This window comes from Candidatus Zixiibacteriota bacterium (assembly GCA_029860345.1).
Classification (GTDB): domain Bacteria; phylum Zixibacteria; class MSB-5A5; order GN15; family FEB-12; genus JAJRTA01.
Genome location: JAOUBJ010000006.1, coordinates 49717 through 72060, shown reverse-complemented (window position 1 = coordinate 72060; position 22344 = coordinate 49717). Strand labels below are relative to the sequence as shown.

Sequence of the window (22344 nt, the reverse complement as noted above, 5' to 3'; positions counted from 1 at the left end):
GACTCCGGGTGACTACGAGTAGATTCCACGCATCTGCACGACTTCGATCACACGAGTGATAGCCAGCATGAAAGCGCCGATACGCAGGCTGGTGCGGTTGGAGCGAGACATGTTGAGCACGTCGTGAAAAGCGGCCACCATTTTTTCCTCCAGGCGACGGTTGACCTCTTCCTCGGGCCAGAAGTAACCTATCCGATTCTGCACCCACTCAAAATACGAGACCGTGACGCCGCCGGCGTTGCACAGAATATCCGGGATGACCATGATACCATTCTTCTTGAGGATGCGGTCGGCTTCCGGTGTAGTCGGTCCGTTGGCTCCTTCGGCGATGATCTTGCAGCGCACACGGTGGGCGTTGGCCTCCGTGATCTGGTTTTCCAGGGCGGCGGGGATGAGGATGTCAACCTTGGCGTAGAGAATGTCCTTGGGTCGGATTTTCTTTGTGCCCGCGAAGCCCAGCACAGACTTTGTTGCCGCCACGTGTTGAACCAGTGCTTTGATATCAATGCCTGAGGGATTGCAAATCGCGCCCGTTACATCGGAGACATGTGTGAAGCGCACTCCAAGCTCCTGCAGCAAAAGAGCCGAGACCGAGCCGACGTTGCCGAAACCCTGGACCGAAGCGGTCGCATTCTTGAGGTCGAGTTTAAGATGTGCCGCCGCCTCACGAACGGTCAGCATGACACCGCGTCCGGTGGCCTCGGCCCGTCCGCGCGAACCACCCAGGGCGATCGGCTTGCCGGTGACCACGGCCGGTGTCACGTGGCTGTCTTTCATCGAGTAGGTATCCATAAACCAGCCCATCACTTTCGGGCCGGTGCCCACATCCGGCGCCGGGATATCAACATCGGGACCGAACAGGTCAATCATATCAGCGGCGTACCGTCTGGTCAGTCGTTCCAACTCCCCTTCTGACATTTTTTGCGGGTCGCAGATTATGCCGCCTTTGCCGCCACCGAAAGGTATATTCACCACCGCACTTTTCCAGGTCATCCATGAGGCCAAGGCCTGCACTTCATCCAGAGTCACGCCGGGATGGTAGCGGATACCTCCTTTGGCGGGACCACGTGCGATGGAGTGTTGTACGCGATAACCTGTGTAGATTTGATAGCTGCCGTCGTCCATGCGCACCGGCAGCTTGGCAATAGAACTCCGCCGAGGCATCTTGATGAATTCCAAAAGCGACTTGTCCAACTTGAGCTTGCGTGCCGCCGTATCGAACTGCTTCATGACGTTATCGAAGACAGAGATCGGGATAGTCGTATTCTTGCGCTGCACCATACTGCGCGGATGGCGCTTGCGGGTCGATTTGCTCTTCTTGCTCTTAGTCGCTTTGGCCATAAGTGTCTGTCCTTTGTACCGGTCCTGGTTCACCGAGGTTTGGATACCGCGGTCGAGTCGGCATCGTAGAATCGCCAGAGTAAATCCCGGCCTTCGCGGATGCCGACGCGCTGTGACCTTTGGATATTTGAGACTTCTACATTGCGGTTTTCAATATAGATCAGGTCGCCGGTCAGATCAAGTTCGTTCTGCTCGGTGGTGAATCCGAAAGCGCGGCAGAACTTGCCGGGGCCGCTCAGCAGGCCGGTAGAACTTGGTTTTCCGGCAGCTTGCAGCATCCGATCACATCCCTCGACCGGTTCGGCGGCACGCAAAAGGATTGCGGCCGGGCTGTCTTTGGGTTCGGTCACAAAATTCAGGCAGTGGTACATGCCGTAGATAAAATAAACGTAAGTAAAACCGGCCGGCCCGAACATGGGACGGTTACGCTTGGTCAAACCGCGCGAAGCGTGGCAAGCGGGATCGTCCTGACCGATGTACGCCTCCACCTCGACTATCCGCGCCGAGAGTTTTCCCGATGGTGTATTGAACACGATGAATTTGCCGATGATCTCCGCTGCTACGTCCAGCGTGGGGCGGTTGTAAAACGAGCGTTTTAGCTTCTTGGCACTCATGGGACACTGGATACCGATTGCAAAAAACCGACCCGATCAGGTGTTCACCTCAGGCCAGGTAGTCGCCGACCAGGAATGGGTTGTTCACCCGCTCGGCGCCGACAGTGGTTTGCGGTCCGTGACCCGGCAGGCAAACGATCTGATCCGGCAGAGTGAGAATCTTCACGCGAATCGACTCAAGCAGCACTTCCGTCGACCCGCCCGGCAGATCGGTGCGACCGATGGACCCATAGAACAAAGTGTCACCACAGAACAACCGATTGTGCCGTTCATCGAGATAACAGATTCCACCCGGCGAGTGACCCGGCGTAGCCAGAACCCGGAGCGTTATCGAACCTACAGTGATCACCTGCTCGTCGGCCAACACGACATCGGGATCAGGCGCGACAATCGGATGACCGACCAGGGCCGAAACGTTGGCCGAAGGATTGCGCAATAGCTCTTCCTCACCGGCACCGATATATAGCGGCAGGTCATACTGATTCTTGACCGCCTCGACCGCGGCAATGTGATCGCCGTGGCCATGGGTTAACAGGATCGCTTTGGGTGTAATGCCGGCTTGCTCGATTGTATTCGCAATTCGGTTCTGATCGGCGCCGGGATCGATTATGACGCCGTCGCCGTTCTGCTCATTATAGTAGAGGTAGCAATTGACCTCGAATGGTCCGACAACAAGTGTTTCCAGTTTCATTAGGCCCCGAAGATAGCGGCTGAGCGGTCATTGTCAACGAGTATGTTTATCCATGTTCCCTTGTCACCGGTTTTGTGATTGACCTGCAATCGTGCGCTGTTATAATGTAGTCAGGCTGGGCAAGCTCAAGTGGCCAAACTCGATGGTCGTGGAAGTACCCTGCGCCGGATCGAATATCCAGATCGGCTGCAGCGTATACAAGAAAATGGCAGGAGTTCGAATGAGTTTACTTGGAAATATCTTGTGGATCATCGTCGGTGGCGGCATCGTCCTGTTTTTCGAATACTTGATCTGTGGCGCCCTGCTTTGTATGACCATAGTCGGCATTCCGTTCGGCATCCAGTGTATGAAGCTTTCTTTTCTGGCGCTGGTCCCCTTTGGAAAAGAAATACGCGAAGCGCCGAGATCATCGGGATGTCTCTCGACAGTTATGAATGTCATCTGGGTTCTGCTGGGAGGCATTTTGATTACTATGACACATCTGTTCTTCGCGTTGGTTTGTGCCATCACTGTCATCGGAATCCCTTTCGCAGTTCAGCACATGAAACTGGCCCTGCTGGCACTGGTGCCTTTTGGCAAGGAGGTAGTAGATGTGCGCTAGGGTTGGGCCGGCTTGTCACCTACGTCGGGTGGCCGCCTCAAGCCTTGCTTGGGGCGGAGCATCTGCCATCCAATAATCACCCCCAAAGCGGCTTTGAGGGTGCCACCCAACATACGAAGCCGTGGCAGGTGTGGCCCCGCCGCAACGAGCACAACATAATCGATCACTTGGGTCCAATAAGTTGACGGGTCACCTCCGACAGCGTCTTTCCCAACACAGTATGTGAAGAAGATCACTTTTCCTGATTGACCCCACCCGCCAAAACCCGTATATTTGGCGCCTCAAATTACGGAGGTGACGCGTGAGCGTGACAATTGCGGAACTGACAACTCGGCTACCCGAGCTAAAAGAGAGACTGGACAAGCTCGGGAGGTATCTTTGACCTCGCCAGGCGGACAGCCGAGATAGCTCGCTTGGAGAAGCAAACATCCCAACCAGGATTCTGGGACGACAACCGTTCCGCGCAAGCTGTGCTCAGAGAAACCACAGCACACAAGAGGTGGGTCGAGTCGCACGCCGAGGTGCAGACGGAATTGAACGATATCGAGGAGCTTCTCCAACTGGCCGAAGCCGAACCCGGAACCGATGACGTCGCAGAACTCGATGCTGCATTGAGCGAGTTGACGATCAGATTCGAGAAACTCGAATTCGACGCCCTTCTGAGCGGCCCCGACGATTTCCGAAGCGCCATTTTGACCATCCATCCGGGAGCCGGCGGGACCGAGTCTCTGGACTGGGCCGACATGCTGTTCCGCATGTACAACCGCTGGGTCGAGCGGCGCGGTTTCAACGCCGACCTGATGGATTACCAACTGGGCGAGGAAGCCGGACTCAAATCGGCCACGTTAGAAGTCAAGGGCGACTATGCTTACGGTTTCCTCAAGGCCGAATCCGGCGTGCATCGATTGGTACGTATCTCGCCGTTTGATGCCAACTCCAGACGACATACTTCGTTCGTGTCGGTGTATGTTTATCCGGTGGTTGACGACAATATCGAAATCGAAATCAACGACGAAGACGTCCGGGTGGATACCTATCGCGCCTCGGGCGCCGGTGGCCAGCATGTCAACAAAACCTCGTCGGCCATTCGCCTAACCCACGAGCCGACCGGGATCGTGGTCACCTGTCAGTCGGAACGGAGTCAGCATCGCAACAAGGATGCCGCCTTCACGGTGCTCAAGTCGCGGCTGTACCAGTTGAAAAAAGAGGAAGAAGCGGCCAAGATGGCCAAGTTTGCCGAGACAAAGAAGAAGATCGAGTGGGGTTCGCAGATTCGTTCGTATGTCTTCCACCCCTATAACATGGTCAAGGACCATCGTACCTCGACCGAAACCGGAAACGTGCAGGCGGTGATGGATGGAGATATCGATCGGTTTATCGAAGCCTACCTCTCGGACCCGCAGTTTCGGCAGGATGCTTGAACGGTAACCGGCTAAACCAAATGAGAACGACGGACATGGTACATGAAAGCGCTTAGTAGAATCAAAGAAAGAGCCAGATCAGCCAAACGGCGCGTGGTGTTGCCCGAAGGAACCGAGCCGCGCGTAATCCAGGCGGTCAAAAAGATACTCTCGGAAGGGGTCGCAGCGGTGACACTTTTGGGGGACCAAGACCAGATCGCCAAGTTGGCATCGGAGCATGGAGTCAATCTTTCGCGTGTGGAAGTTGTCAATCCGGCTCACTCACCAGACTACAACAGCTATGTTGACGAGTTGTTGGAGCTGCGCAAAGAACGTGGGCTAACCGAGGAGCACGCGCAAGCGACCATGCTAAAACCGCTCTACTTCGGCGCCATGCTGGTACGCCATGACAAAGCAGACGGGTCAGTGGCCGGATCGATTCACACTACCGGCGACGTCATCCGTGCGGGTATCCAGGTGCTCGGTCTCAAGGAAGGAATCTCCGCCGTTTCCAGTTGCTTTATGATGACCTTACCGAAGTATCGCGATCAGCTCGACAAAGTGTTCCTCTACGCCGACGGCGCCGTGCTTCCCAACCCGACCTCGGAGCAACTGGTGTCGGTCGCTGCCGCCACGGCTGACACGATGAAGAACCTGCTCGGTGAGGAGCCGCGCGTCGCATTCTTGTCGTTCTCAACAAAGGGTTCCGCACACCATGACGACGTCGATAAAGTTGTAACAGCTTTTAAGCTGTTCCAAAAGAGCTATCCCGATATCAAGGCGGACGGCGAACTTCAGGTTGACGCCGCAATCGTCCCGGAAATCGCCGACAGCAAAGCGTCCGGCTCGGCTATCGCAGGCGATGCCAATATCCTGGTTTTTCCCGACCTTGATGCCGGCAACATTGCCTATAAACTAACCCAGCGCCTGGCCGGCGCCACTGCTACCGGCCCGATTATCCAGGGACTGGCCAAACCGGCAAACGATCTTTCCCGTGGCTGTTCGGTGGACGACATCGTTGATGTCACCGCCATAGCCATGTTGATGAAAGGCTGAGCGAATGAGCATAAGTCAACTCGCCAAAGAACTGAAACAATCGGCCACCCTGGTCATGACGGAAAAGGCGCGCCGCCTGCGCGAAAAAGCCGAACCGGTAATCTCCATGGCCGCCGGTGAACCGTTTCGCACAACACCCGACGAAGCTGTTAAAGTCGGCAGTGAGGCACTGGCAACCGGCCGCGTACACTACAGCCCGTGCAGGGGTGAACCGGTGCTGATAGATGCGGTGGTTGACTACACCAGACGATACTACAACACGCAGATCGATTCCAGCAATGTCATGATCACCGCCGGTGCAAAGCATGGACTTTACAACCTCCTGGTATCTTTGGTGAATCCCAAAGAGGAGGTGATCGTGATTTCACCTTACTGGGTGAGCTACCCTGAAATGGTCCGACTGGTTCACGCACGGCCGGTGACGGTCCAACCTGCCGATGGCACTCACACGCCCAGGCTGGAAGACATCGAAAGCGCAGTGACCCCGTCGACCAGGGCGATCATTGTCAATAGTCCCAACAATCCCTCAGGAGTCATCTATCCCCCCGACCTTATTGGCGGCCTGGTGGAACTTTGCCAGAAGAAGAAGATCTACCTGATAATGGACGACATCTACCACCGGCTTGTGTTTCACGGGGCCAAGGCGGTGCCCTGTTTCGATTTCACTGATGGCATGACCGATGACTCATATATCATCGTGGTGAACGGTGTCTCCAAGTCATACGGTATGACCGGCTTTCGCATCGGCTGGTCGATTGCCAACCCGCAAGTGTCAAGTGCCCTGGCAAAGGTATCCGGACAGAACACAACCTGTCTTTCCGGTCCGCTGCAGAAGGCAGCTGCGGCGGCGCTGACCGGCGATCAGAGTTGTGTCGAGAAGATGAGGGCTGAACTTCAGGCGAACCGTGATAACATGGTGGCGTTAATCGACAGTTTTGACGGTGTCAGTTGTGTGCCCCCCGATGGAACTTTCTATTGTCTGGCCGACTTCTCCGCTTATGAGAAAGACGATGTCAAACTTGCCGAATTCCTGCTCGAAAAAGCGCTGGTCGTGACTGTCCCCGGATCCGAGTTCGGCGCTCCCGGTCATCTTAGACTGACTTACTGCGGCCAACCGGAGGAGATTAACGAGGCGTTAGCGCGCATAAAGTGGGCGCTGGGCTGTGACTCGGTCGATGAAATCAAAATGGGTGGCCGTACAGTTAGAAGGAGTTGGGGTTGATGCGACCGGTTGCTGTTCTACATTTACACGTCAACTAGTTATGTTTGGAGTTTGGTAGATGCCGACATACGTCTATCGATGCAACGATTGTGGACATGAATTCGAAGAGTTCCAATCGATCACCGAGAAACCACTCGAAGTCTGTCCCACCTGCAAGGGTCAGGTCCAACGTGTAATCTCCGGCGGTGCAGGTTTTCTGTTCAAAGGATCGGGCTTCTACCAAACCGACTACCGTAGCGATTCATACAAGAAGGCGGCCGCGGCTGACAAGGGCGGTGGCGTAAAGAGTGAGTCATCGTCGGATTCGTCAAAGAGTTCAACCGGATCGTCAACATCCGATTCCAAAGCCACCAAGCCGTCAGATAAAAAGAAGCCATCGTCTGAATGATCTCAGGCTCGTGTCGGGCGGAAGGCCCGCCGCGGCACCGCCAATGAAGAACGGAAGAGCCAGTAGCGGTTCTGTCCTGCCGACCAAGCAACAAGAAAAGACGGACCCCGGCCTTCGCCGGGGTGACAGGCGGGGGAGTATGGCAGGGCGGGTCCGTCATCGCCCGCGAGTTGCGGCGTGAACCCGCCACGCTCGGAAGTGCCGTTGTAGGTCAGGTCCTTTACGGACCTGACGCCATTGTCAGGACCACAAGGGTCCTGACCTACTGTCTGTCCCGAAGGGCAAGGAACACGGCTTGACCGTGTCACCCTGAGCGCAGTCGAAGGGTGAACGACTCCCTTGTTGCAACCTTGACATTCGGCCGCAGACATGCATTCTTCATCAACAATATGATGCGACTATGCGGATACATACATGCCCGATTTTGACAAACTCGCCGCGAATCTGAACGATCCATCTTCCTTGATCACGCAACTTGATGGTTGGGAGGAGTACTTCAAAGACGCCACGGAAGAGTCCGTTCGGCCGACCGCTATAGTGTTCGCTGAGAACGAATCGGATGTTATCGCAACCGTCCATTTTGCCGGTGAGTTCGGGTTGCCGATTGTGGCCAGAGGAACCGGCACCGGCCTCTCCGGCGGATGTGTCCCGACCAACGAGTCCATTGTGCTGTCCCTCGAACGAATGAAGAAACTGGAGATAGACCCCGCTCACTCCCTGGCCAATTGCGGCCCCGGTGTCATCACCAAAGAACTGCTCGATGCCGCGGCCGTGCACGGGCTGACCTATCCGCCTGACCCGGCCAGCTACGAAGAGTGTACACTCGGCGGCAATGTTGCCGAGAACGCCGGTGGGCTACGGTGCAAACGGTTTGGTGTTACTCGTGACTATATCATCGGCTTGAAAGCCGTCACGGCTGACGGAGCGTTGCTAAAAACGGGATGTTTCGGTTCTCGGCGCGGTTTCAATTATCACGACCTGCTCATCGGCTCCGAAGGAACGCTGGCGATTGTGACCGAGATCGCGGTGCGCCTTGTTCCCATGCCGACTGTGGGCAGCACGCTCTTGGCCACTTTTGATGAACCTACCGACGCCGGTCGAACGGTAGCTGCTATCATCGCCGCCGGAATCGTGCCGACCGTGATGGAGTATATCGATGGTGACGCTGCCGACTGTTCCAACAAGTATGAGAAGATCGACGGGCTTGAAAAGGCCGGTGCAATTCTGCTGGTGGAAACAGCAGGCGACCGAGACGAACAGCAAACAGCCGCAGTACGTAAGTTGTGCGAGCAGAATCATTGTTCATATCTGAGCTGGTCCGATGATCAAGAGACAGCCGCTCGGCTGTGGCGGGTGCGGCGCAATCTTTCCAAAGCAGTCAAGGCGATGGCCGCGGTGCGCTACAACGAGGATGTAGCCGTACCGGTCTCGGAGTTTATGACACTGGTGTCGTTCGTTGCAGCGATGAATGAAGACAGCCCTCTTCGCATCAATGCTTTCGGTCATGCCGGGGACGGCAACCTGCATGTCAGCTTTCTTTCGATGACCGGTGACCCCGACGAGAAGAAGCTGATTCACCAGGGAGTTGAGGAACTTTTTCACAAGACACTTGAGCTTGGTGGCACTCTCTCCGGTGAGCACGGTATCGGCAAGCACAAAGCGCCCTATCTGCACTGGGAGTTTGACCCCCCGACCCTGGCAACCATAAAGAGAGCCAAAAAAGTCTTCGATCCCGACAATACCATGAATCCGGGCAAGGTATTCACGGATATCCGCTGTGGGTAGGTGTTTACAGGAATAATCTACTGCTCCTTTGTTGCGGCAAGGCGAGTGAAAACTCCATCTTCGATGACAGGTCCACTTTTTTTTGCAGAGGAGCTTGACAAGTAATCTCATCCGCCGTACCTTATTTATCCCCATTGTGAAATCTTTCACTTGAGGGTAAAAAAGGCAACTTTTCGGCCTTGAAAATGTAGATTGGGTAGGAGATAGTTACAAAGGAGTTTCCCATGGCCAAGACACTCAAAGAAACCCTGGCCGGTTTGATCCCGAAACTGCGAGACGAGCGCGGCAAACTGATGAAAGAGCACGGCACTCAAAAGATCTCGGAAGTTACGGTGGCGCAGGCTTTCGGGGGGATGCGTGGAGTGAAGGGAATGGTTTGCGACACTTCGTTGGTGGAACCCGACAAAGGTTTGATCATTCGTGGTTATCCCATCATGAAGTTGACCGAGAAACTGCCGGAGGAGATTTTCTGGCTGTTGATCACGGGCAAGCTTCCCAAAGCGGATGAGCTTAAACTGTTCCAGAAAGAGTTGAGAGCAGCCGGCAAAGTACCCGAATACGTGTGGAAGGTCCTTCGGGCGATGCCGAAATCGTCGCATCCTATGGCTATGCTTGACACGGCCATCATGACGATGGAAAACGAATCGGCCTTTCGTGCGCGCTATACGGCCGGCATGCACAAAACCGAGTACTGGGAGCCGGCCCTGGAAGATGCTATGCGTCTGATGGGTACGATTCACACCATCGCCGCCGGTGTCTATCGCATAAAGTACAAGAAAGGCGCCCTGATCGAGCCGTCCAAAAAACTCGACTGGGCCGCCGACTATGCCAGGCAGCTTGGTCTGCCGCCCAAGAAGGGTGACACGGCAAAGATGATGCGCTTGTACCTGACCCTGCACTGTGATCATGAAGGTGGTAACGTTTCCGCCAACACCTGTCACACCGTAGGCTCGGCTTTGTCTGATGCTTTCTATGCAGTCTCGGCAGGTCTCAATGGACTGGCTGGCCCCTTACACGGATTGGCCAACCAGGAATGTCTTGGGTGGGTGCTAAAGACTATGGAGAGATTCGGCGGCGCGCCGACCGATGAAGATATCCGCGACTACGCCTGGGAGACGCTGCGTGGCGGTAAGGTGATCCCGGGTTATGGACATGCCGTACTAAGGGTAACCGATCCGCGCTTCAGTGCCTTCAACGCCTTCGGCAAAAAATACATGAAGAACGATCCGGTTTTCCAGACAGTTGATCGCGTCTTCAAGATCGTACCCGAGGTCCTCAAGGAGCACGGCAAGGCAGCCAACCCCTGGCCGAATGTCGATGCCGGTTCCGGCGCGCTGTTGTATTACTATGGCTTGAAAGAGTTCGAGTATTACACGGTGCTGTTCAGTGTGTCGCGTTGCATGGGTATGCTTGCGCAGTTGGTTCTCAATCGCGCCTTGGGTACGGCTATCACCCGGCCCAAGTCGGTCAGTACCAAGTGGCTCTTTGACCAGGTGAAGTAGTTACCGACTCTCAGTCAATCAGTTGTGCATCACAAGCGGCTCGCATCCAGCGGGCCGCTTTTTTTGGGGGGCGATATACCCATGCTCGAACCTGGAAGGGAGGAAAGGCGGTAAAAATGGTCGTTGCGCTCCGGCTTTGTTTGCTATAGATTCCGGTGATATTTCGCTCACATTTTGAATCGACGTTTACGGGAAGTACGAATCGTGAAAGGAGACGCACGATGAAACGCTGTAAGACAATTCCGGCGGTGCTCGCTATCAGTCTATTGGCGCTGACCGCGTGGGCTCTCACTGGCCCCGGTGGCTCAGGAGATCCTTCGCCCGTCAATCGAAGTTCCCGTGGGGTGCCGGAAACCGTATCCACGAATAGAGAAGTCTACACAACACCGGATATCGCCCCCCTCATTCCAAAGGATTTGACCATCACGCTTACTGGAGACGGCGCCGGCATCGGGAGCACCATTTTGTGCGGTCAACCGTTCAACTTTACCATCTGGTTGTACAACCGTACCGACGAAAACATCTCGGAGTTCGACCTCGGCTTTCGACTCTACTCGCCGGAGGGCGCTACCTGGGCAGTTCCCACCCTGGGTCTCAACCCGGAATTGCTTTTAACGTACTTCGGGCCGGATGTCTTTCCTTATCTGGGGAGCTTGGACGGCAGCGGCGCAGACACCATCGGTCTGGAGGCTGGGTACGGCGATTTGGGGCCGGGTTTGCCGCCGGATTTTGTGGGCTACCTATGGACCATCACTACCGAGCTGGACTGTGCCGACACCGGCGCCACGTACTGTATCGATTCCTGCTGGTTTCCGCCGAGTGGTAATTGGCATTGGAATCTGGGGGGAGGGGGCAGCACGAATCCAAAGTGGGGCGGGCCCTATTGTTTTGCGCTTCAAGTGGGGGGTAGCTTCTGTGACACCATCTATTTCCAGTACGATGCCGATAGTCCTGACACGGTTCACTTCGCCACTAATATCGAGCGTCCGGATTCCGTCTACGTCAGGTTCCAACCGTTTGTGCATGTGCTACCGCCGCAGACACCGATCACCATTCTGTACGATGACGAGGAATCGGGTTATCAATTCGAGGTAGGTGACATAGATTTGATAAATCACGAGCTTACATACGAAGACACTTTGATGTGGAAGCTCCCCGAGGGGGAGCATTTGTATCAGGCAAATCTCGGTGATATAGTCACCTGCGAGAGGCTTTTCGCCACTGAAGACAAACCTTTGGCCGATGCCTGGTTCGCCCATTCCGACGCATCCTTCGACACCCTGGGTGAGTTCTACGATATCAATTCAATCGTACCGCAGTGGTCGGCGCCTTACCTGTACCGAGACACTTTCACGCTGTTCCAGCGCCTCATGGAAAACAGGTTGTCCTACGACGTTTACATCTATCAGGACTTCAATTTGGACGGTTCGCAGGACATCACCTTGGATGATACTATTCGTTTCATCCTGTTTGGCGCCTCTGTACTATCCACAGACGCTGGCGTGTCGGTGTGGGAGGAGGAGGATCCCCGAGTTTTCAACTTTGCCTCGCCCGTGGTCGGGTTGACGACCAGCCCTCTCAAACTTTTCGAGGGTGTGTGGGTGCAGTTCACGGTTGGGGGAGACATTTTGAGTGTTACCGTCGGTGGCACCATCAAGCACACCGATGGATCGTGGACGGTGGATGGTACGTTGTACGCACCGCCCGAACCCTTCTGGGGTAGATTGGACTTTGTGTCCGAACTGGAAATTGCGGCCAAGGCGTTTGGGGAGATAAAGATACTCGCCGGGCTTGCCTCGGCAAAGGTCGATATCACGAGTGACTTCCGGTATGATATTGCTACGGGTATTTCACGCGGTCCCGACACGCTGGAGATCAATACTGAACTCTGCAGAATATTCAAGCTGGATTGGAAAGCCACCCTGAAGTTTCTCTGGAAAACCAAAAAGTACAGCGGGCATCTTACTTTGATGGACAGTTGCCCCGGGGGGAAGCTATACATCGATGATTTCCTCACCGGCGCTACTGCCGGCCTATCACTCACCAACGTCGAGGACGACAACTATTACGGACCACCGGCGCTGGCCTCGAATGCCTTGAAGACAATGGCCGTCTTCGTGCGCACAGAAGGTTTCGAAGATCAGGAAATCTACTTTTCCGAACTTGACCCCGGCTCGTCCTGGAGCACGCCGGTGGCGTTAACATCCTCCGGCCGACCGAAGGTCCACCCCGACGTTACCGCCCACGGCGACAGTTCTTTCGTTGCTGTCTGGGCGGAAAACGTGAATCCAATTGCACCTGACAGCGTTCTTCTGGACAGTCTATATAACATCGCCAGGGAACACGAGATATTCACCGCCAGATACAACCATGTCACCGGATGGCAGCCGCCGGAGCGGCTAACGTCGGACGGGTATGCCGACGCCGCGCCTGCCATCGCGAGTTCGAACGGCCGTCTCTGCGCCGTCTGGAGCTACAACACAGGCACCTCCTACGATCCGACCAATCAGCGTATCGCCTATGCCTACAACAATGGCGCCGGATGGACAATGGGGGAATTGCCCAATCAGGACGGCTACAATGCCCAACCCACGGTGGATTTTTATGACTGGTCAGGTGAGGCGGTTATCGTCTGGGTGCACGACCCCGCACCTCAGGACGGTGTGAGCAGCCCCAGCACTCGCGAACTTCTGGTGACCTCCATCAGCAGCTCCGGTATCCCGTCGGGAAGTAACTACGCCTTTCTCACCGCTCGCGGTCCGCTCAATCCAAGTATTGCTTTAAGCCCCGTCGATCAATCGGTGGTGGTGGCTTACGAATTCTGGGGATACCAGTACGACAGCGTTGGCGCCATAGTCGATTCGGTCGTCTTTGGCGACAACACGCGAATCGCAGCCTCGGTCGGAACGACCTCCGGCTGGTCCGTTGATACGATTGGTGTAGTCGATAGTACCGGGTATGGAACAACGCCTAAGTTAACAATGCTTGGCAACCAGGTGCTGATGGCGTTCGTAGGTTTCGAGCGCGATGACGGTGTGCTGTACGATGGAGAAATCAGATTCACCCAACTCAACTTCGATAACCTGGCTCTTGGCTGGATAGCTCCAGTGACTCTTACCAGTGACACGATCGACACCTACCCGGGCGATCTGGCCGTCGACCCCACCGGTGTCGTTCGAATTCAGTACATGCTGGATACCGACACGACTTCGGTCTACCCGCAAGGATACAACCAGATCTATGAACTGACCGTGGGGCAGGTGAGAAGCTGCTGCGAGGGCATGCGAGGAAATGCAGGCGGAGATACTCGGGGCAACATCGACATCAGCGACCTGGTCACATTGGTGGACTTCATGTTCTCCGAGGGCGATCCGCCGCTCTGTGTGAAAGAAGCCAATGTCGACGGTTCTTGCTGCGCCACTCCTCCCAGCGAGAGCTTGACGGATATCGACATTGTCGATCTGGTGTACTTGGTAGATTACATGTTCACCGGCGGACCGGCGCCCGCGGCTTGTCCATAGTCCTGACTTGTTCACGCGCCCGCGTGACGTTTGAGTCGCGCGGGCCGGCATCGCCTGCTAGATTCGTGACCGGGTCCGAAGACTTGTATGTCGTGACGTCCAAAGGGTAACTGCCTATTGACGAAATCCGCTTTTGTGCTATTATGTGGGCAGATACATCTCCGATAGAGTACGAAGGCGTAGACAGCCTGGAAGTTCCTTACCGGTATGAACTCAGAGCGAACCATATAAGCCCTGACCCATACGACTACAATTCGAGTGGCCATTAGATAAACTGACGAGAGGAATCCCAATGCGAAAACTGTTTTGTCTTGTGATACTTGTGACATCGGCCGCCCAGGCCTCAGTGCCGGGCACAACAGCTACCAGGGGCGGGTGACCGATAGTCACGGAACCCCGATCGATACTACCGTAGACCTGACCTTTCGAATCTACAAGAACCTCGCCGGCGGGTCACACGGATTCGCTGGCGCGAATACGCAGGACCCACCGCAACTCAGAAGGAGCTTTTTCAACACTACCTTTGCTACAACTCTGCGGACAGTCCTCCCCTACTTTTGTACCGGCAATGTAATCACAAACTCCGCGCCGCCGAGGTCGGAGTCTGCGATGGTGATTTCGCCGCCCATCTCCGAGATGATTTTGTGTACAGTCGGAAGGCCCAGCCCGGTACCGGCATCCTTGGTCGTGAAGTAAGGAGCAAATACTTTTTCTCGTATAGACTCTTTGATTCCAGGTCCACTGTCGGCCAGAAGAATCTGTACTTTGTCTTTTGTAGATTCCGTCCTTATCCGGACATGGCCGGGCTGCTTGTTCAGTGCTTCCTTCGCGTTGTTGAACAGGTTGGTGAAGACCTGTTTCAGGTTGCCGTCATCCGCCTGGATTGTACATCCGGACACCAAATCAACAGACAACTCAATGCCCAACTGTTCTGCTTCCGGTGTGATGAAATGCACGAACTCTTCGATGAAACTATCGAGCGCAATCGGCTGAAATCTCTTTTTCTCTTCACGAGCCAGCGCCAGAAAACGTGTTATGATTTCATTGAGACGTGTCGCTTCCTCTTTGATCTGCGAAGTCATGCCTGAGTACTCTTGCTGATTCTGCTCGGGTGTGAACTCCCCAGCCAGTCGTTGGGCGGCGATAGAGATGGTGTTGAGCGGATTTCGGATCTCATGGGCCACTCCGGCCGCCAGGTGTCCCATTTCCGACAACCGTTCACGACGGACCGCTTCACGTTCAAACTGTTTCAGCCGCGTGACGTCGTATACAACTATAACCGTCCCGGCCGTTTCTGCACCGTCAAACTGCAGGGCCGATGTGGCTGCCAGTAGATGCACGGCGGCGCCTTTGCGTTCGATCATGATTTCGGTTTCAGTCGAAGTTCCCCGACCCGATCCGGTTGTTGCATGATCAAGTTGCGGTTCGGATACTACGCTGGAGAACTGCCGACCCAGCATGTTTGAAACACCGAAGACACTCTCAAAAGCAGCGTTGACGAGTGTCACAATACCGTGGTGGTCAACTACTGCCACCCCCGTTCGCATTTCATCAAAGATCCTATCGGTGGTTGTTTTGATACGGCTGTACCGTTCGGACAACTCTCTTCGTTTACGTCGGCTTCTCAAGTACAACAGTCCGACCAGGATCAACCCGAACATCACGGCGGCCAGCGAGAGCATCAATCTGTCGAAACTGCGTGACACCGTATTGTATCCCTCCAGAGAGATTCCGACGCGCAAGAGACCGAAGGGGTAATCCTCCGAAGCGAACGGACGCACCAGTTCGAGCACCTGCCTTTGCTGGAACTCGTAGGTGCGGTACCGGATACTGTCGCTGTCGAGCGACTCGGTCAGAAAAGGGTCACTCTCAATAGCCAGTAACTGGCCGGTCTTGCGTGAGGAAAAGATGATTCCCTCGGTCGATTGGTATATGATATACTCGACGCCCTCTTCCCGAGCCATGTTCTGGGTCAGGTATCCGATCTGCGTTTCCCTCAGAGCTTCGATATAGTATGATGCATCGGCGGCCAGCACGACCACCCAGCGCAGGTCGTTGGTGAGTTCCAGATAGTAATGTATGATCTCCCCCGGATCGTCCCCTTCGTCGAGCAAGAGGACATACCTGTGCTCTGGTTGTGACAAAAGCTGCGCCGCTTCGTCGAATACAAACTGAGGCGGACCCGAGGCCGGACCGCGAGTTACGCCACCTGTGGTGAGGGTCGCCGTAGAATCGAGAACAAACAGCCCAAACAGATCATGTTCAACAGCCGTTCGTACCAACTGTTGATCGGACACGTTTGCCAGGTCGTGGCGGGTGACATTGCGCACCACCTCGGCATATCGCAGGTGGATCAGGTAATCGACAAAGGACTCAGAGGCCATAGCGCTCTCCGCCGCCTGGGCCAGTGCCTCGGTAAAGGCGCCGCCCTGCATCCTCAACAGTTGCAGACTGTCCAAACGATTCTCACGAATACCAATCCAGGTGACAAGTACTATTACCAGGGCAAGAACCAGCAGAAGCGTCGCAAGAAAACGGGGATCCCTCCCGGTGGGACTGTTCGCGCGACTACCTGGCATAAGATCAATGTAGTCGTGGACTCAGGTCGCGGCAACTAAAAGTTAGACGGGTCGGCAAGCCACTTCGGTCGCAGCGGGTTCGGACGAAATCTCGCTCTCCGTCTTGGCGTGCTTGATGGGCAGATCAAATAAAAACTCTGTCGTGTCGGTTCGCTGATAGCGGAGGTTGCCGTTGTGCGCATCGATGATTCTCTTGCAGGTCACGAGGCCGTAACCATGTCCTTTGCGCTTGGTGGTGAACCGTTTTTCAAACAGCGATCCTTCATGTTCGCTATCCACACCCGGTCCATTGTCTGAGACCACAACCCGGGCGTGGCTCTTATCATCTGAAAGCTCGGTGCGCACCACAATCCGGCGGTTATCGGGACAGTCAGCCAAGGCGTCGGCGGCATTCTGGATCAGGTTGACCAGGGTCTGTTGAATCTGGTTTGGGTCCAGTTGCACCAGCGGCAACTCGGAGGATAGATCAGTACTGATGTGGACGCCGTCAAAGCGATTCTGCGGCATCAGGAAAGCCATTATGTTTTGGGTTAGCTGGTTAAGATCAGCCGGTTCGAATCTCGACTCGCCCTGATTTATGTCCATCAGACCATCGGAGAAACGGGCAATTTTGTCCACAGTAGTCTTCATCAATTCCAGTTTCTTATTTATCTTCTCCTGGTCACCCCGTTTTAGGAACAAAGGCATCAGTTCGATATTCCCACCCAACACGGCCAGGTAGTTGTTGATCTCGTGAGCGATATCGCCGGCCATCTCACCGCGCGTGTAGTAACGGTCGATGCTGACCATCATTTCCTGGAAGTTCTTACTCTCTGAAATGTCCAGGAATATGAAAAGATGAACCGGAAGGCGATCTGTCTCAGCCGAGACTTTCGAGACAACCAGATAGGCCGGGAACATTGAACCATCCTGGCGTTGACAAACGACTTCGCCGGAAGTTTCAGATGTTGGCCCGGAAGTATCAATGCCTCCATTATCACGCGAGGTGGCAAACAATTCGTTTATTGTCAGGCCGAGCGCTTGCCCGTTCTCATATCCGAAAACTTCGCCGGCTTTGCGGTTGAAAATCACCACCTCCCCTTCTGAGGTGGCTGCCACCACACAACAGGGGGAGCAGTCGATCAAGGTGGCGAGAAAGACCTGCGATTCGGTCTGGGTAAAGTATGCATCTTTGAGTAGCTGGTTGTAACGCTTGAGCGCCTGATGGTTCTTCCACAGCGTTTTGGACATCTGATTGAACGACGCCACCAACCGATTGACTTCAGCATCACCACCCTCCTCAAGCAGGTAGAAGAGCTCTCCCGCGGCCGTCTTGGCAAGACCATGTTCCAGTCTTTTTAGAGGTCCTCTGAAACGTTGCGAAATCAGATAAACTGTCAGCAGTGACACAAGGATCGATCCGAGAAACAAAAGCAGCAACCCGTACAGAACAGTATCCCGATTGGAGACCAGCAACTCCTGGCGAAGCGCGGCCACCATTACGGCCCGACGTTGGTCACCCAACTCGAAACAATATGCGTAGACAAGCCGGTCTGTGCTCAGACTTATCGGGACCAGCCGGCCGATCGCGTGTTTTTCGGTCATGTTGCGCAGTATAGGTTCTGCTACAACACCAAGATCAGAGTCGTCGGTGGGGCCCGCTTGATGACTGGAGCCCGAAGTGTAATCAAACACGCGAGCAGTCCCTCCATCCATCTCCAGAAGATAGATCGACGATTTCATGATGTTGGTCTGAGACTGAACCAGTCGGCTGAGAGATTCGTCAATGAGGGGATCGCTCTGAATGGTCCCGGAACTGGGCGTAGCGGTGACAAGATATTCCGCCACGTCTTGCGCCAGAGAACGAAAACCACGTTCTACCGTGCTGAAATCAACAGAGGCCTCCCTGTGGGGGAAAAACAGTATCAGCGCAAAGGCGGCAAAAACGAAGATCACCTGCACGACAATAATATGGCCCAATCTGGAGAGCAGAGCCGGTCGAAACGGACGAAACAGCCACTTGTTCAAAAGCGAATTCCTCGACACAAAGTTCACTTATCATTGGTTTATCGGCAGTGGGTGGGCAGTTATGAACGGCTGTTACCGTGCAAAAATGGCACAAAAAAACGGGAGTGGCGGAGGGGGGATGCCCGACTCTAACGTCAGGTGGCTGGTAAACCAGCGCGCACCACTCCCGATTTTCGTTTAGATCATCGGGTCAATATAACTTATGCCCTCCAAAACAGCAAAGGACATGCCGCCCTATCAACACGCTGTTGGCGTTTGGGTAGCTCAGTTACAAGACGATGACTCAACAGCTTCTGTTGGCCTTTATCTTGAGCCGGTGAACAGACACCATGATTTGGCCTGCCAATTGGTCAAACCCGTGAACATAAACTGCAACCCCATGCATAGTGGGCGGCAGCACTCCCCATTAGCCCGCCAGCCGGCAATCGAAAGGGCCTGTGGTACGCCGTAAACGCTTGGTATGAGCCACATTCCCGAAGTGAAAAAAGAACCTGGCCGAAGACGAATCTGTCTCAATCTCGCACAGTTTTTGCGTCGTCTTCTATCCTTGAGCAGACAGGGTGTATCTCTATGTCAACTGTCCCGTGCTCGTCGGCGAGGCGGGCAGCTACTGAGGTGCCCAAGACGAAGAAACCAAGCGAAGTTTTAAACAACCCCAAGGAGGTAAAGTAGTGATCAAAAAACTTACTCTCACCCTGATGGTGGCCGCGTTGGCCCTGTTGGTGGCCGGTTGTGGCGACGACGAAGGCACCCGGACACCGTTTGGTGGACCGGCCGGAATGCTTAGTTCGGCCATCCCGCCCGGAGCGGTGCTGACATCAGCCACGCTGAATCTCTATGTCTGGCAGGTTTCAAACCAGACCGTCAATGTTCATCGGGTCACCGATTACTGGGAAGAGATGACTATCACCTGGAACAACTTCGGTGGTTCGTATGCAGCGGCCATCGACGGGTCCATCCCAGTGGCGGCAGTAGGCTGGACATCCACCGACGTTACAGCGCTGGTGCAAGACTGGCTTGACGGCAACTACGCCAACTACGGATTCCTGCTTGAGCAGGGAACAACCTATCCGCGCTCGATCTTTCTCAGCCGCGAGCATAACGGCGACATGGATCCCTTCCTCGAGGTTTGTTATATGGAGGGCGGAGTGGAAGTCTGCGAACAGCTTCCTGCCATCGCCGACGCTGAATTCTGGGAAGGCGCTCCCGATGACAACTACGGCGGCAGTGAAACCCTGCGCACCGGTTGGCAGTTGGCCACCGATTTGGAAAAGCAATCAGTGATCCAATTTGATCTGCCCGTGGAGCCGCCCGACGACTGCGGCCCTTGCGAAGGCAAGATCTCGGAGTTGACACTGGCTTATTCCGGTGCCGCCGAAGCCACGGTTGAAGTCTTTATGAAAGGCAAAAAAGGTGATCTGGGTGGCCTCGTCTTCTCCGGTCAGGTTCTTCCTGGTGGCAGCATCAACTTTGTCGGCGCAGACAAGCAGGGAACTCTGAGTCCGGAAATATATCTGTATGTGGACGGAGAGTACCATACATTGATCCACACCAGTTGCTCACAGCCGATCTACATTGGCATGGTCGCCGGTGACTTTGAGATCCTCGACGGCTACAGCAGAACCGGTGGCCGACTCTGTCCGTTGGACTGATTTAGCTCTTCTGATTAAGTCTACCGTTTGACATTGAATGATACAGCCCGTCGGTTTTCACCGGCGGGCTTATTCTTGTTAGGCATGGTTCGATAGTGCTTACCGACCGACAATCCTGCAACCGCATGCATATCAGTAAAGCCAAGTTCTTACTTTGGCACCTAACGGTTTCCCAAAGGATCGGTCACAGTGCCGTAAACGCCCGATGCACGGCGTTTTTTGGAGCAAAAAAAAGTCATCTGGTCATTTGTGAACCAGCCTCGAATTCGCACGGTTTTTGCGTAGGTTTCATTCGTTGAAGAAACAGGGTTTATCTCTTTGTTGAATGTCCCGTGCTCATCGGTGAGGGGGGCAGCGAACCAAGAGCCCAAAAAGTAGAAACCAAACGAAGTGTTGAATTACCTTAAGGAGGTAGTAGTGACCAAAAAACTTTTTCTCACCGTGGCCGTGGCAGCCCTGGCTCTGATGGTGGCCGGTTGTGGCGACGACGAAGGTACACAGATCAACGGTCCGGTAGGATTGTTGGGTTTGGCAATTCCTGAGGGGACTGTGATCGAATCTGCAACCCTGAACCTGTATGTCTGGCAGCTTTCCGACCAGACCGTCAACACTCACCGGATTACCGCTGATTGGGACGAGATGACCGTCACATGGGGCAACTTCGGTGGCGCTTACGATGGCGCAATCGAAAGCTCCTTCCTGGTCGACGCTGAGGGATGGGTGTCCACCGATGCTACCTCGCTGGTCCAGGCCTGGCTTGACGGCACCTATCCGAACTATGGCTTCCTGCTGGAGCAAGGCTTCACCTGGCCGCGCTCGATCTGGTTCAGCCGTGACTATGGCAGCGTGGCTCCCTATCTCGAAGTTTGCTACTACTTCGAAGGTGATCTCGTCTGCGAAACGTTTGAGTCGATTGCCGACTCATACATCTGGGAACTCAACCCGGATGATAACTTCGGCGCCGTGCATGTCATTCGCTCGGGCCATAGCAGTGAAACCGAACTGGAGAAGCAGGCATTAGTTCGTTTCGAAATTCCGACCGAGCCTCCGCCTCCGCCGCCGGACGGTTGCACCCGGACAATCGGATTCTGGAAGACGCACGCCGGTTTCGGCCCGCAGGATGATGAAGTCTCGCAGTACCTGCCGATCTTGCTCGGCGATGCCGGTGGTACCAAGACCAGAACCGTAGCCACCGCTCAGGACGCTGTCGACTATCTTAATCAGGACGTCTACGGTAAGGCCTCCAACGGTATCACCAAGCTGTACGCGCAGCTATTGGGAGCCAAGTTGAATGTGGCCGCCGGTGCCTCCAGTCCGGTTGATTCTGAGATCGCAGCCGCCGACGCTTTCCTGGCCGATTACGATTACATGGACTGGAAGTCGCTGACCAAGGATCAGAAAGACGAGGTCAACGATTTGAAGTCGACGCTCGACGATTACAACAACGGTCTCCTCGGGACTTTGCACTGCGACTGATCTGAGATTACCGTTTCGACAGATTCTATCCTGTCACGATGACTATAGCCCGTCGGTTTTCACCGGCGGGCTTTTTTTGTGGACGTTGTGCCAGTTGTGTTGTGGTGGCCGTCTCAAACCTTGTTTGGGGCGGGTTCAAGAAGCCTCACCCCCAAACCGGGTTTGAGGGTGCCACCCGTCGCTCAGAGTGAGGTCAGAAGGTTCTCGTCTGCAACCACCTCATGCTGAGCGGAGTCGAAGCATGAATCCCGAACACCGTAGGTCGAAACCCCTGTGGTTTCGACATCACGCGGAGCGCGGTGATGAATCACTTTGTCGCGCTTCGCGTGATTCATTGGTTTGCCTTATCCTCCCCAGCGAAGAAGTGGCATGTCACTTCGTGCGTCAGGTTGTCAGGGGGCAGACGAGGGCGTCTGCCGCCCACGAATGTTCTGTGGTTGTACCTGAAGATGGACCCCCGCCTGCGCGGGGGTGACAGAATAAAGTGGGGTGACAGAGAATGTGGGGTC

At 54.9% G+C, this 22344-nt stretch carries 16 protein-coding genes; 10 read left to right on the top strand and 6 right to left on the bottom strand.

Annotated elements, in window-relative coordinates; genetic code table 11:
- Positions 1 to 12: 12 nt before the first annotated feature.
- From OEV49_07990 to OEV49_07980, 3 genes are read right to left on the bottom strand one after another with little or no spacing between them, the layout of a single operon-like run.
- A complete protein-coding gene (locus tag OEV49_07990; protein MDH3891013.1) occupies positions 13 to 1341 on the bottom strand; it encodes a Glu/Leu/Phe/Val dehydrogenase in 1329 nt (442 codons plus the stop codon).
- A gap of 29 nt (positions 1342 to 1370) precedes the next feature.
- Positions 1371 to 1955 carry a DNA-3-methyladenine glycosylase gene (locus tag OEV49_07985; protein ID MDH3891012.1) on the bottom strand — a complete coding sequence of 195 codons (585 nt, stop codon included), beginning with the start codon at positions 1953 to 1955 and terminating at the stop codon, positions 1371 to 1373.
- Between the two features lie 49 nt (positions 1956 to 2004).
- Positions 2005 to 2646, bottom strand: a complete 642-nt coding sequence (locus OEV49_07980; GenBank protein ID MDH3891011.1) for an MBL fold metallo-hydrolase — start codon at positions 2644 to 2646, stop codon at positions 2005 to 2007.
- A gap of 220 nt (positions 2647 to 2866) precedes the next feature.
- Here OEV49_07980 and OEV49_07975 point away from each other — a divergent pair, with 220 nt between their 5' ends.
- The 8 genes from OEV49_07975 (at position 2867) to OEV49_07940 (ending at position 14121) form a co-directional block, all read left to right on the top strand.
- Positions 2867 to 3247 carry a YccF domain-containing protein gene (locus tag OEV49_07975; GenBank protein MDH3891010.1) on the top strand — a complete coding sequence of 127 codons (381 nt, stop codon included), beginning with the start codon at positions 2867 to 2869 and terminating at the stop codon, positions 3245 to 3247.
- Between the two features lie 313 nt (positions 3248 to 3560).
- Positions 3561 to 4668 (top strand): peptide chain release factor 2 gene (prfB, locus tag OEV49_07970; GenBank protein MDH3891009.1). Its coding sequence is split into 2 segments (ribosomal slippage): positions 3561 to 3626 and positions 3628 to 4668, totalling 1107 coding nucleotides; the frame shifts between segments, so codons are not numbered across the junction.
- Between the two features lie 42 nt (positions 4669 to 4710).
- Positions 4711 to 5703, top strand: a complete 993-nt coding sequence (gene pta / locus OEV49_07965) for a phosphate acetyltransferase (protein ID MDH3891008.1) — start codon at positions 4711 to 4713, stop codon at positions 5701 to 5703.
- A gap of 4 nt (positions 5704 to 5707) precedes the next feature.
- Complete coding sequence (locus OEV49_07960; protein MDH3891007.1) at positions 5708 to 6925, top strand: pyridoxal phosphate-dependent aminotransferase; 1218 nt, start codon at positions 5708 to 5710, stop codon at positions 6923 to 6925.
- A 58-nt stretch (positions 6926 to 6983) separates the two neighbouring features.
- On the top strand, positions 6984 to 7313 hold the full coding sequence (locus OEV49_07955; GenBank protein MDH3891006.1) for a zinc ribbon domain-containing protein: 330 nt from the start codon (positions 6984 to 6986) through the stop codon (positions 7311 to 7313).
- A 414-nt stretch (positions 7314 to 7727) separates the two neighbouring features.
- Entirely contained in the window at positions 7728 to 9098 is a 1371-nt protein-coding gene (locus OEV49_07950) for an FAD-binding protein (protein MDH3891005.1), read from the top strand.
- Between the two features lie 224 nt (positions 9099 to 9322).
- On the top strand, positions 9323 to 10600 hold the full coding sequence (locus OEV49_07945; protein ID MDH3891004.1) for a citrate (Si)-synthase: 1278 nt from the start codon (positions 9323 to 9325) through the stop codon (positions 10598 to 10600).
- Between the two features lie 221 nt (positions 10601 to 10821).
- A complete protein-coding gene (locus OEV49_07940; GenBank protein MDH3891003.1) occupies positions 10822 to 14121 on the top strand; it encodes a hypothetical protein in 3300 nt (1099 codons plus the stop codon).
- 551 nt (positions 14122 to 14672) lie between these two features.
- On the opposite strand, the gene OEV49_07935 is transcribed toward OEV49_07940, so the two are convergent.
- Entirely contained in the window at positions 14673 to 16580 is a 1908-nt protein-coding gene (locus OEV49_07935; GenBank protein MDH3891002.1) for an ATP-binding protein, read from the bottom strand.
- Between the two features lie 162 nt (positions 16581 to 16742).
- On the bottom strand, positions 16743 to 18707 hold the full coding sequence (locus OEV49_07930; GenBank protein ID MDH3891001.1) for an ATP-binding protein: 1965 nt from the start codon (positions 18705 to 18707) through the stop codon (positions 16743 to 16745).
- Between the two features lie 671 nt (positions 18708 to 19378).
- Between OEV49_07930 and OEV49_07925 the strand changes: the two genes are divergently transcribed.
- Both OEV49_07925 and OEV49_07920 read left to right on the top strand, forming a co-directional pair.
- On the top strand, positions 19379 to 20359 hold the full coding sequence (locus OEV49_07925; protein ID MDH3891000.1) for a DNRLRE domain-containing protein: 981 nt from the start codon (positions 19379 to 19381) through the stop codon (positions 20357 to 20359).
- Between the two features lie 417 nt (positions 20360 to 20776).
- A complete protein-coding gene (locus OEV49_07920; GenBank protein ID MDH3890999.1) occupies positions 20777 to 21835 on the top strand; it encodes a DNRLRE domain-containing protein in 1059 nt (352 codons plus the stop codon).
- Positions 21836 to 22017: 182 nt separating this feature from the next.
- Here OEV49_07920 and OEV49_07915 read toward each other — a convergent pair whose 3' ends face one another.
- Positions 22018 to 22170 (bottom strand): hypothetical protein, encoded by a 153-nt coding sequence (locus OEV49_07915; GenBank protein MDH3890998.1) that lies wholly within the window; start codon positions 22168 to 22170, stop codon positions 22018 to 22020.
- Positions 22171 to 22344 lie beyond the last annotated feature (174 nt).